We start from the raw sequence: 11,903 nt of genomic DNA, 5'->3' as shown, positions 1-11,903 counted from the left end.
CGGCCTCGGCTTCAGCGGACGGCGGCGGTCACCGTCAGGGTGCCTGTGGTGGCGTCCAGGACCGCGGGGGTGTTCACCGGGACGGTGAGCTGGTCGGGGCCGTGGCCGACGGGCAGGCCGCCGAGCACCGGAACGCCCAGGTCGCCCAGGCGGTCGGTGAGCACGTCCACGACAGTGGTGTCCCAGCCGTCCGCGCACTCGGTGAACTGGCCCACCGCCACCCCGGCGATCCCGTCCAGCGCGCCGCAGCGACGCAGGTGGGTGAGCATCCGGTCGATCTTGTACGGCGGCTCCTGCACCTCCTCGACCAGCAGGATCGCACCGGTCAGGTCCGGCATGTCCGGCGTGCCGATCGACGCGGTGATCAGGCACAGGTTGCCGCCGATCAGCCGGCCCTCGGCCCGGCCGGGCACCCGCACCGGGTACGTCTCCTCCGCCTCGACCGCCGCCACCGTCACCGGCTCGGCGCTGGTCAGCGCGGCGTGCAGCGACTCCGCCGAGCGCAGCGGCGTGCGCTCGTCCCGCCACGCCGCCCCCGGCCCGTGCACCCCGGCCAGGCGGGCGCCCCGCCAGAGCGCGAACTGCAACGCGGTGATGTCGGAGAACCCGGCCACCACCTTCGGGTCCCGGCGTACCGCCGCCATGTCGATCAGGTCCACCACCCGCTGCGCGCCGTAGCCGCCCCGCGTGCAGATCACCCCACGGATCTCCGGGTCGGCGAACGCCGCGTTCAGGTCCGCGGCCCGCAGCGCGTCGTCGCCGGCCAGGTAACCGCGCCGGGCGTACGCGTTCGGCGCGGGCACCGGACGCAGCCCCCAGCCGGTGAGCAGTTCGATGCCACGGGCCACCCGCTCGGGACGGGTCGGTCCGGACGGGGACACCAGCATCACCGCGTCGCCGGGACGCAGGGCCGGTGGGCGCAGGCAGTCGTCGGGCACGATCGCGAGCCTAGGGCCTGCCGGACCGTGCCCTGTCGGCCGCACCGGTTAGCCTCGACGTCGTGGCGACCGCGCTGGTGATCGAGAACGACCCGACCGACGACCTCCGCCGCCTGGGGGAGTGGCTCACCGAAGGGGGCCTGGAACTGCGCGTGCTGCGTCCGCACGCCGGTGACGCGCTCCCCGCCGACCTGGAGGGATACGCCGCGCTGGTGGTGCTCGGCGGCGACCAGCAGGCGTACCCGGGGTCCGACGGCGCCCCCGGCGCGCCCTGGTTCCCGGCGCTGGAGGGGCTGCTGCGCAAGGCGGTCCGCCAGCGGGTGCCCACGCTCGCGATCTGCCTCGGCGCGCAACTGCTCGCCACCGCGCACGCCGGCCTGGTCGAGCGCAGCCCGTCCGGGCCGGAGATCGGCCCGGCCCTGGTGGGCCGGCGCGACGCCGCCGAGGACGATCCGCTGTTCCGGTACGTGCCGCTGATGCCCGACGTGCTCCAGTGGCACGCCGACGAGATCACCGAGCTGCCGCACGGCGCGACGCTGCTGGCCGCGTCCACCCGCTACCCGCACCAGGCGTTCCGCCTCGGCGACCGGGCCTGGGGCCTGCAGTTCCACATCGAGTGCGACACCGCGATGATCGCCGAGTGGTCCCGCGACTCGGCGGTGCTGGCCGAGCTGGACTACGACCCGGAACTGGTGGTGGCCGCCTGCGACCGGGTGATGGCCGACGTCGAGGAGGCGTGGCAGCCGTTCGCGATCCGGTTCGCCGCGCTCGCGCTCGGCGAACTCGGCGACGACAACCCGCGCCGCAGCCTGCCGCTGCTCGGGGCCTGACGGTGACCCGGCCGGCCCGCGGGCGCCTGGCCCGCTACGGATTCGCCGAGGGGGACGGCGCCACGCGCGCCGCCGACCTGCTCGGCCCGGACGGGCTCGACCTGTGGCGGCCCCAGACGCAGGAGCCGGCCGACGAACGCGCCGCCGAACTGCTCGCCGCGCTGTCCCGCGCCGCCGACCCCGATCTGGCGCTGCGTCAGCTGCACCGGCTGGTCGAGTCCGAGCGGCGCTCCGGCGACGAGGTGGCCGTACGCGACGCGCTGGCCGCCGACCCCGGGCTGCGCCGCCGCCTGATCGCGGTGCTCGGCGCCTCCTCCGCGCTCGGCGACCACCTGGTCGCCAACCCGGGGCAGTGGGCGGTGCTGGCCACCGAGCCGGACGGGCTCGCCCCCACCGCGGACGGGCGGCTCGACCTGAGCGTGGCCGCCCGGCTCACCACCATGACCGGCGCGGTCCCGCTGCTGCGGCAGGCGTACCGTCTCGCGCTGCTACGGATCGCGGCGGCCGACCTGACCGGCGGGCGCGGCCTGGAGCAGACCATGGCGGCGCTGTCCGGGCTGGCCGACGCCACGCTGGCCGCCGCCTACGACATCGCCGCCGACGAGCTGCCCGAGGGCACGCCGCGCCCCCGCCTGGCCGTGGTGGCGATGGGCAAGTGCGGTGGCGACGAGCTGAACTACGTCTCCGACGTCGACGTCATCTTCGTCTCCGCCACCGACGACGACCTGCCCGCCGCCACCCAGATCGCCACCCGGCTGATCCAGATCTGCGGACTGGTGGCCTGGCCGGTCGACGCGGCGCTGCGCCCCGAGGGCAACCGGGGCCCGCTGGTCCGCACGCTCGCCAGCCACCTCGCCTACTACAAGCGCTGGGCCCGCACCTGGGAGTTCCAGGCGCTGCTCAAGGCCCGCCCGGCCGCCGGTGACCTGGAGCTGGCCCGGGAGTGGATCGAGGCGCTCGCCCCGCTCGTGTGGACCGCCGCCGAACGGCCCGAGGCGGTCGAGGACGTCCGGTCCATGCGCCGCAAGATCCTCGACAACGTGCCGCCCAAGGAGCTGGAACGCGAGATCAAGCGCGGTCCGGGCGGGCTGCGCGACATCGAGTTCGCCGTCCAGCTGCTCCAGCTCGTGCACGGCCGGGGCGACGAGTCGCTGCGGGTGCCGGGCACCGTGCCGGCGCTGCGCGCGCTCGTGGCCGGCGGCTACGTGGGCCGCGCCGACGGGGAGGCGCTGCTGCGCGGCTACCGCTTCCTGCGCGCCGTCGAGCACCGGCTCCAGCTCCAGGCCCTGCGCCGCACCCACACCGTGCCGACCGAACCGGCCGCGCTGCGCTGGCTCGCCGCCGCGCTCGGCTACGCGGCCACGCCGGGCCGCAGCGCCGTCGAGGAGTTCCGCGCCGAGTGGGTCACCCACGCCACCGAGGTACGCCGGCTGCACGCCAAACTGCTCTACCGGCCGCTGCTGGAATCGGTCGCCCGGGTCCCGGCCGAAGGGCTGCGGCTCACGCCAGAGGCGGCCCGGCACCGGCTGGAGGTGCTCGGCTTCGCCGACCCGGCCGGCGCGCTGCGGCACCTGCAGGCGCTCACCGGCGGCGTCAGCCGTACCGCCGCGATCCAGCGCACGCTGCTGCCGGTGCTGCTGGACGAGTTCGCCGACGCCCCCGAGCCGGACCGAGGTCTGCTCAACTACCGGCAGGTGTCCGACAAGCTCGGCAGCACCCCGTGGTACCTGCGCCTGCTGCGCGACTCCGGCCCGGTGGCGCGCCGCCTGGCCCGGGTGCTCTCCTCGTCCCGGTACGCGGCCGACATGCTGTCCCGCGAGCCGGAGGCGCTGCGGCTGCTCGCCGAGGACAGCGAACTGACCCCGCGCCCGCGCGAGACGCTCGTCGACGGGTTCGCCGCGGCCGCTGCCCGGCACGACGACCCGGTCGAGGCGATCCGGGCGGTCCGTGCGCTGCGCCGCCGGGAACTGGTCCGCATCGCCGCCGCCGACGTGCTCAGCCGCGCCGGCTCACTCGCGCCGCTCACCCCGCGCCCGGTCGGCGGCGGCGAGCGGCGGCCCACGGTGGTCGACGTGACGGCGGTGGGCACCGCGCTGTCCCACGTCACCGACGCCACGCTGGCCGCCGCGCTGCGCGCCGCCCGTACCGTCCACCCCGGACCGCCCGGCCTGCGCTTCGCGGTGATCGGCATGGGCCGGCTCGGGGGGTACGAGTCCAACTACCTCTCCGACGCCGACGTGCTGTTCGTCTACGACCCGCCGCCCGGCGTGGACGAGAGCACCGCGAGCGCGGCGGCGCAGGCCATCGCCGAGGAGTTGCGCCGGCTGCTGTCCGCGCCCGCCCCCGACCCGCCGCTCGGTGTGGACGCCGACCTGCGCCCCGAGGGCCGGCAGGGCCCGCTGGTACGCAGCCTCGCCGCGTACGCGCAGTACTACGCGCGCTGGTCGCGGGTGTGGGAGGCGCAGGCGCTGCTGCGGGCCCGGTTCGTCTGCGGCGACGCCGACCTGGGCGCCGAGTTCGAGGCGATGATCGAGCCGGTGCGCTACCCGGCCGACGGGCTGACCCGCGAGCAGGTCATCGAGATCCGCCGGATCAAGGCGCGGGTGGAAACCGAGCGGCTGCCCCGGGGCGCCGACCCGGCCACCCACACCAAGCTGGGCCGGGGCGGGCTCGCCGACGTCGAGTGGGCCGTGCAGCTGCTTCAGCTCCGGTACGCCGGCCGGATCCCCGAGCTGCGCGGCACCCGTACGCTCGACGCCCTGACCGCCGCCCGCGACGCCGGCCTGCTCGACGCCACCGACGCCGCCGAGCTGGCCGCCGGCTGGACGCTCGCGGCCGAGGTGCGCGACGCGTTGATGCTGGTACGCGGCCGGGCGGGGGACCAGTTGCCCCGGCACGGGGTGGAGCTGGCCGGGGTGGTGCGGCTGCTGGGGCGCGAGGACCAGGGCGAGTTCCTCGACGAGTACCTGCGAACCGGCCGCCACTCCCGCACGGTCGTCCAGCGCATCCTGGAGTCCCCCCTCTAGGCCCTGCGCCCGCCCACGCCTCTTGGTTAGGCTGCGCCTGCCCGGCCCTCGGCCTTGTTCACGTCGGCCGTGCCCCGTCCCGCCCTCGACCTCGCCCCGCCCGGTCCCAACGTCGATCTTGCACTTGCGGCCCTAGCTGTAATGCCTAGCTGCGTCGCCTGTCGTCGGCAGCGGGGAGGCGGTCAGAGGGCGAGGCGGTCCAGCCCGGTGCCACGGGATGCCGGGACCTCGATGGCCGCCCTCGCCTCCGCTGCCGCTGCTGGTCCCGACACGCGAGAAATGCTTTCCGAATCTCAGGAAAGCCGAGAGATCTTGGTAGGGAACGGCCCCTATGGGGGCCATTTCGTACCAAGATCTCCGCCGGGATCAGCTTGTGAGGGTGTAGGTGCCCTCTCGGGGGACCGTCACCGTTGTCCACTTGCCGTCTTGGGTGACTTCGGCGCCGCCTGAGGCGGTCAGCCAGCGATCGTGGCGGACCCGGATCGGGATCGGGCCGGGGGCGGGGGCGCGGAAGGTGATCGAGGCGCCGTCCTGGCTGATCAGCTCACCCGGCGCGCCGACGACCGGGGTGGGCTCGGCCACCGCGTACAGCTTCCAGTGCCGGTCCGACCAGACCTCGGTCAGGTACGGCAGGCCCGTCTCCACCAGCTCCGCCTCGGATCGCCCCACCCAGGAGAACTCGGCGTCGGGCACTGCCACGTACTGCACCGCGTTGTCGGCCAGCCAGTCCCGGTAGGTGACGGGGGTCAGCGGAATGCCGGTGCCGTCCGCGCCGGGCACCGTGGTGAAGAACAGCGGATTGCGGTCGATGTCGGCCTGGCGAAGCCAGCCCCGGGCCAGTGGCACCTCGCCCATCCGGGCCGCCTCCCAGTAGTTGCGGGTCGGCGGCACCTCCACCCGTCCGGTGAGCCCGCGCCGGGCCAGTTCCGCGCGCAGCGGCGCGTAGTACGCCGGCTCGGCCGTCGGATCGTCGGCGCTGCGCAGGTCGGCGGTGACCACCGGCGGCTGCCACCAGCAGACGACCGCGAGCAGCGCGGCCAGCCCGGCCGCACCGGCGGTCCGGGGCAACCGGGGGATGCCCAGCCTCGCCGGTGGCGTCGCCGCGGCGGCCAGCAGCGGCAGCGCGAACATCACCACCAGGCGGGTGGCGTTCAGCCCGACCGGGGTGGGCAGCAACGCCGACGCCAGCACCCCGGCCGCGGACAGCAGCGCGCCCACCCGCACCGGCCGGTACGTCACGAGCGCCGCGACCAGCAGGCTCGTCACCACGGCGTGCACGGTGTCGGTGCGGCTGATGTTCATCCAGCCACCCTCGCCGAACAGCAGCCCGGTCACGGCGAGCGGTCCGGCCGCGGGTACGGCGAGCAGCAGGCCGTCGGCGTACCGGCGGCTCAGCAGCAGCGCGACGCCGGCGAGCCCGACGAACAGCCCGGCCACCGGGCTGGCCGCGGAGGCGAGCAGCGCGGCGACAACGGCGGCGACGGCCGCCCAGACGCTCCGGCCCGCCCAGATGCCGACGGGGGAGGCCGGCGCGCCGGGGCCGGCCGGACCAGCAGCGGCACCGGCCGCACCGGCACCGGTGCCGGAGGCGTCGACGGCGGCTCCACGTCGGGCGGGCACGGTGAGCGCGAGCAGCGCGGCCAGGCCGAACGCGACGCCGAGGGCGTACGTGACCCGGCCGGAGACCAGGTTGCCGGCGATCGTGACCACGCCGACCAGGCTGCCGAGCAGCGGTCGGGGCACCCGGGTCCGCACCAGCAGGGCGGCGAACGCGGCGGCGGAGGCGAGCAGGGCCAGCGCGCCGGTGACGCGTACGCCGAGCAGCGCCATCAGCGGCGGCGAGACGAGGCTGTAGCCCCACGGGTGCACGCCGCCGTACCAGCGCAGGTCGACCAGGGCGGACGGATGCGCGGCGAAGAAGTCGGCGCGGGCGACCTGGGCGGACAGGTCCGAGCCGGTGACCGGCAGCGTGAGGTGGAGCACGGCGAGGACGAGCGCGAACGCGGCGGACACCGCCACCACCCGACCACCCCGCATGCCCACCTCCTGATCGCGAACCACCGTACTGGCAGCATGTCGGGCGTGCCTCACCACCTCTCGCGTTGGATCGGCCTGGCGGGTTCGGTGCTGCTCGCCGTGGCCGCGTTCCTCGGCGGCGCCCTGCCCGACGGCGAGTTGCGTCCCACCCCGGTCAGCATCTGGCAGGGCCCGAACGGGCCGCTGATCATCGGGTTGTGGCTGGTCGGCACCGGGCTGCTGGCGTGGGCGTGGTGGTCGTTGCGGGACCGGGTGCCGTCGTCGCGCTGGGTGCTGGTCACAGTGGCGCTGTGGCTGCTGCCGATGCTCGTCGCGCCGCCGCTGGGCAGCCGGGACGTGTACGCGTACGCCTGCCAGGGCGCCAGTTTCTCGGCCGGGATCAACCCCTACGAGCAGGGCGTGTCGGCGCTGCCCTGCCCCTGGCTGGACACCATCTCCTACATCTGGCGGGACACCCCGGCGCCGTACGGGCCGCTGTTCGTGCTGCTCGCCGGTGCGGTGGTGGAGGCGACCGGGTCGCTGCTCGGCGCGGTCGCGCTGTTCCGGCTGCTCGCCGTGGCCGGGGTGGCGCTCACCGCGTGGGCGCTGCCGGTGCTGGCCCGCCGCTGCGGGGTGCCGCCGCGGCGGGCGCTGTGGCTGGCGCTGGCCAGCCCGCTGGTGCCCGTGCACCTGATATCCGGCGCGCACAACGACGCGCTGATGATCGGCCTGCTCGTGGCCGGGCTCGCGGTGGTGGCGGCCCGGCCGGGGCGGCCCTGGCCGCTGCTCGCCGGTGGGGCGCTGCTCGGACTGGCAGCCGCCGTCAAGGTCACCGCGCTGGTCGTGATGCCGTTCGCCGCGCTCGCCGCCATCGTCGGGGCGTACCGGATCAGGTCGCTGGTCCGCGACGGCGGGTGGGTGGTCGGCGGATCGCTCGTGGCGCTGGCCGGGGTGACGCTCGTCTCCGGCCTGGGGCTGGGGTTCATCAGCGGGCTGGAGCAGGGCAGCCTGGTGGTGGCCTGGACGTCGCCGCCGACCGCGGTGGGGCAGACGGTCGGCTATCTGCTGGCGCCGTTCGGGGTGCACGTCGACGCGCTGCCGGTGACCCGGGCGATCGGCATGGTCGTGCTGGTCGGGGTGCTGATCTGGCTGTGGTTCCGCTCGTTGCGTCGCGGTGAGCCGTTCTGGCACGCCGGGCTGGCGCTGACCGCCACTGTCGCGCTGTCCCCGCTGTTCCACCCCTGGTACTGGCTGTGGCCGCTGGCGGTGCTGGCCGCCACCGGGCACCGCACGCTCTGGTTCTCGATCGTCACGGTGGTGTCGTCGTTCCTGGTGCTCGCCGACGGCACCGGGCTGGCCCGGTACAGCAAGATGCCCGGTGCGCCGCTGATGACGCTGTTCGTGATCGGCGTGGTCGTCTGGTTGGTACGGTCGGCTCGCAAGGGCCGGCAGCCGGTTCCCGCGGACTGAGGAGTGTGCCGGTGAGCGAGGTCGACGGACCGGTCCGGCCGATCGCCGCCGCCGTCGCCCGCTACGCCGGTCTCGCCGGGGCGGTACTGCTCACCGTCGCCGGGTGGCTCGGCGGCGCGCTGCCCGGCCCGCCCCCGCGCAGCACGCTCGCCGCGATCTGGGCGGCCCCGAACGGGCCGCTGACGCTCGGCTGCTGGCTGGCCGGGACGCTGCTGCTGGTCGGCGCCTGGTGGTCGCTGCGGTGGGGCGCGCCGTCCGGCCGGTGGGCGTACGTGACCGCCGGGCTCTGGTCGCTGCCGCTGCTCGCCGCGCCGCCGATCGGCAGCCGCGACGTCTACTCGTACGCCTGCCAGGGCTGGACGTGGACGCAGGGCCTCAGCCCGTACCGGGTGGGGGTCGCGGCGGCCGGCTGCCCGTGGACCGACTCGGTGTCGCCGATCTGGCGGGACACCCCGGCGCCGTACGGGCCGTTCTTCGTGCTGCTGGCCGGGCTCGCCGTCCTCGCCGCCGGCGGCCTGATCGGGACCGTCGTGGCGCTGCGGCTGATAGCGGTGGCCGGGGTGCTGCTGGCCGCGCTCTGCCTGCCCGGCCTGGCCCGGGCCGCCGGCGTGCCCACCCGCCGGGCCGCCTGGCTGGTGCTCGCCTGCCCGCTGGTCGGGATCCACCTGGTGGCCGGCGCGCACAACGACGCGCTCGCGCTCGGCCTGCTCCTGCTCGGCCTGCTGGTGCTGGTCCGCCTGCCGGGCAAACCGCGCGCGCTGCTGGTCGCCGGGGTGCTGCTCGGCCTGGCCGTGGCGGTGAAGGCGGTGGCGGTCGTCGCGCTGCCGTTCGCGGCGCTCGCCGCCGTGCTCGGCCGCTACACCTGGCGGGCGCTGCTGCGCGACGGCGGGCAACTGGCCGCGTCGGTGCTCGGCACGCTGCTCGTCGTCTCACTCGCCACCGGCCTCGGGCTGGGCTGGATCGGCGGACTCGGCCACAGCGGCGACTCGCAGCAGTGGACCTCACCGCCCACCGCGATCGGGTTCGTCATCGACTACGCCGGTGAACTGGCCGGGCGGCGGCCCTCGGCCGTGCCGGTGGTCCGGACGGTCGCGCTGGCGCTGCTGGCCGGGCTGCTGGCGGCGCTCTGGTGGCGGGCGTGGACGACGCTGCGGCGGCTCAACGACAGCCGGCAGCGGGTGGCCCGGCTGACAGTGGCCCGGCCCCGGGTGGCGCTGCTCGGCGCGGGACTGGCGCTCGCCGCCACCGTGCTGCTCGCGCCGGTCTTCCACCCCTGGTACGCGATCTGGCCGCTGACGCTGCTCGCGGTCGCGGCGGTGCCGCTGGCCCGGGAGGTGTGGTTCGTGGCCCCCTGCGCGGCGGTCTCGCTGCTCACGCTGCCCGACGGCACCAACCTGGCCCGGTTCACCAAGGCGCCCGGCGCGGTGCTGATGACGGTGCTGGTGGTGGTCGTCGCGGTGGCCTGCGTCCGGGCGGCACTGCGCCGCCGAGCCGCGTGAAACGGCCGGGCCGGCTCCGCCATCGCGGAGCCGGCCCGGCCGGTGCTGACGAGAGCGCTCAGCAGTCGAAGTACATCGCGAACTCGTGCGGGGTCGGGCGCAGGCGCACCGGGTCGACCTCGTTGGCCCGCTTCCACTCGACCCAGGTCGAGATCAGGTCCGGCGTGAACACGCCGCCGTCGAGCAGGTAGTCGTGGTCGGCCTCGAGCGCGGTGAGCACCTCCGGCAGCGAACCCGGGACCTGCTTGACGTCGCCCCACTCCTCCGGCGGGAGGTCGTAGAGGTCCTTGTCGATCGGCGCCGGCGGCTCGATCTTGTTCTTGATGCCGTCCAGGCCGGCCATCATCATCGCGGAGAACGCCAGGTACGGGTTGCTGGACGGGTCCGGCACCCGGAACTCGACGCGCTTGGCCTTCGGGTTGCTGCCGGTGACCGGGATGCGGGTGCAGGCGGAGCGGTTGCGCTGCGAGTAGACCAGGTTCACCGGGGCCTCGAAGCCCGGCACCAGACGACGGTAGGAGTTCACCGTCGGGTTGGTGAAGGCCAGCAGCGACGGGGCGTGGTGCAGCAGGCCGCCGATGTACCAGCGGGCGGTGTCGGACAGGCCGGCGTAGCCGGTCTCGTCGTAGAACAGCGGTTCGCCGCCGCGCCAGAGGCTCTGGTGGGTGTGCATGCCGGAGCCGTTGTCACCGAACAGCGGCTTGGGCATGAACGTCGCGGTCTTGCCGGCGGCCCAGGTCTCGTTCTTGACGATGTACTTGAACAGCTGGAGCTGGTCGGCGGCGTGCAGCAGCGTGGAGAACTTGTAGTTGATCTCCGACTGGCCGGCGGTGCCGACCTCGTGGTGCGAACGCTCGACGGTGAAGCCGCCGTCGACGAGGCGCCGCACGATCCGGTCACGCAGGTCGGCGTAGTGGTCCACCGGGGGCACCGGGAAGTAGCCGCCCTTGTAGGCGGTCTTGTAGCCGCGGTTGCCGCCCTCTTCGATCCGGCCGCTGTTCCAGGCGCCCTCGATCGAGTCGATGTAGTAGAACGACTGGTGGGCGGAGGTTTCGTGGCGGATGGAGTCGAAGATGTAGAACTCCGCCTCCGCGCCGAAGTACGCGGTGTCGGCGATGCCGCTGGCGGCGAGGTAGGCCTCGGCCTTCTTGGCGACGTTGCGGGGGTCGCGGGAGTAGGCCTCGCGGGTGAACGGGTCGTGGATGAAGAAGTTCAGCGCGAGGGTCTTCTGCGTGCGGAACGGGTCGATGAAGGCGGTGGCGACGTCCGGCAGCAGGAGCATGTCGGACTCGTGGATGGCCTGGAACCCGCGGATCGAGGAGCCGTCGAAGGCGAGGCCGTCGGTGAACACGCTGTCGTCGAACGACTCGACCGGCAGGTTGAAGTGCTGCATCACGCCGGGCAGGTCACAGAAACGTACGTCGACGAACTTCACGTCCTCGTTGGCGAGGTATCGCAGGAGTTCCTCGGAATTGGCGAACACACGTCCTCCTGGCAGGTCCACTCCGGTAGCTAACTACTGGCGACGCTATGGCCGGGGGGTTGCCCGGCCGTGTCTCGTCTGTTTCCGCCGTGTTACGTCGCTTGCGGAGCGTCACTCCGGCACGCTCTGGTGGCGAATGTCGGATTTTTCGTCAGGGGTTGCGGCGGCGCTACCCTGGCCGCTGTGACCGATACCGCCGCCACACCGGTGCCGCCCGCCGCCGACCCCGCTTTCACCCCGCCCAGCCTCGGCCGCCGATTCGGCGCCCTGATCATCGACTGGGTGCTGTGCCTGATGGTCGCCCGGGCCTTCTCCGACCCGGTCCGCGACGGCTGGCCGCCGGTCCTGGTGCTGATCCTGGAGTACGGCTTCTTCATCGGCCTGTTCGCCCAGACCCCCGGCATGTACCTGACCCGGCTGCGCTGCGTCGCCTGGGCCGACGGCGGCCGGATCGGGCTGCTCCGCGGGCTGCTGCGCGGATTCCTGCTGGCCCTCGTCGTGCCGGCCCTGCTCATGGACGAGCACAAGCGCGGCCTGCACGACCGGCTCGCCGGCGCCGTCGTCACCGACGCCCCGCGCCGCTGACCCGCACAAGAAAGGAGCCGGCCCCGCACGGGACCGGCTCCTTCTCGCGTACGCCG

At 74.5% G+C, this 11,903-nt stretch carries 7 protein-coding genes and 1 pseudogene; 5 read left to right on the top strand and 3 right to left on the bottom strand.

Annotated features, from left to right (window positions below):
- Positions 1-11: 11 nt before the first annotated feature.
- Entirely contained in the window at positions 12-887 is an 876-nt protein-coding gene (locus tag HA073_RS14475) for an LD-carboxypeptidase (RefSeq protein WP_205797432.1), read from the bottom strand.
- 113 nt (positions 888-1,000) lie between these two features.
- Here HA073_RS14475 and HA073_RS14470 point away from each other — a divergent pair, with 113 nt between their 5' ends.
- Positions 1,001-1,768, top strand: a complete 768-nt coding sequence (locus HA073_RS14470; protein WP_030504183.1) for a type 1 glutamine amidotransferase — start codon at positions 1,001-1,003, stop codon at positions 1,766-1,768.
- Positions 1,769-1,770: 2 nt separating this feature from the next.
- Positions 1,771-4,794 carry a bifunctional [glutamine synthetase] adenylyltransferase/[glutamine synthetase]-adenylyl-L-tyrosine phosphorylase gene (locus tag HA073_RS14465; RefSeq protein WP_166456631.1) on the top strand — a complete coding sequence of 1,008 codons (3,024 nt, stop codon included), beginning with the start codon at positions 1,771-1,773 and terminating at the stop codon, positions 4,792-4,794.
- A gap of 1,098 nt (positions 4,795-5,892) precedes the next feature.
- On the opposite strand, the pseudogene HA073_RS31250 reads toward HA073_RS14465, so the two are convergent.
- Positions 5,893-6,831, bottom strand: a pseudogene (locus HA073_RS31250) (hypothetical protein); the annotation flags it as partial.
- Between the two features lie 45 nt (positions 6,832-6,876).
- On the opposite strand from HA073_RS31250, the gene mptB (HA073_RS14455) reads away from it, so the two are divergent.
- Both mptB (HA073_RS14455) and mptB (HA073_RS14450) read left to right on the top strand, forming a co-directional pair.
- Positions 6,877-8,280, top strand: a complete 1,404-nt coding sequence (gene mptB / locus HA073_RS14455; RefSeq protein ID WP_176722833.1) for a polyprenol phosphomannose-dependent alpha 1,6 mannosyltransferase MptB — start codon at positions 6,877-6,879, stop codon at positions 8,278-8,280.
- Between the two features lie 11 nt (positions 8,281-8,291).
- The gene (gene mptB, locus HA073_RS14450; RefSeq protein ID WP_166456629.1) at positions 8,292-9,779 is read left to right on the top strand and encodes a polyprenol phosphomannose-dependent alpha 1,6 mannosyltransferase MptB; all 1,488 of its coding nucleotides are present in this window, start codon (positions 8,292-8,294) and stop codon (positions 9,777-9,779) included.
- Positions 9,780-9,837: 58 nt separating this feature from the next.
- Here mptB (HA073_RS14450) and glnA read toward each other — a convergent pair whose 3' ends face one another.
- Positions 9,838-11,262 (bottom strand): type I glutamate--ammonia ligase, encoded by a 1,425-nt coding sequence (glnA, locus tag HA073_RS14445; protein ID WP_043329312.1) that lies wholly within the window; start codon positions 11,260-11,262, stop codon positions 9,838-9,840.
- A 183-nt stretch (positions 11,263-11,445) separates the two neighbouring features.
- On the opposite strand from glnA, the gene HA073_RS30325 reads away from it, so the two are divergent.
- Positions 11,446-11,847 (top strand): RDD family protein, encoded by a 402-nt coding sequence (locus tag HA073_RS30325; RefSeq protein WP_375336234.1) that lies wholly within the window; start codon positions 11,446-11,448, stop codon positions 11,845-11,847.
- Positions 11,848-11,903: the final 56 nt, after the last annotated feature.

The organism is Micromonospora sp. CMU55-4 (assembly GCF_011602315.1).
GTDB classification, from domain to species: domain Bacteria; phylum Actinomycetota; class Actinomycetes; order Mycobacteriales; family Micromonosporaceae; genus Micromonospora; species Micromonospora chalcea.
The sequence above is the reverse complement of the archived record's forward strand: the minus strand, read 5'-3'. Positions and strand labels throughout refer to the sequence as shown.

Excerpts from the sequence above, each read along its gene's own strand:
- HA073_RS14475 (WP_205797432.1), bottom strand. The coding sequence starts at position 887 with ATGCTGGTGTCCCCGTCCGGACCGACCCGTCCCGAGCGGGTGGCCCGT.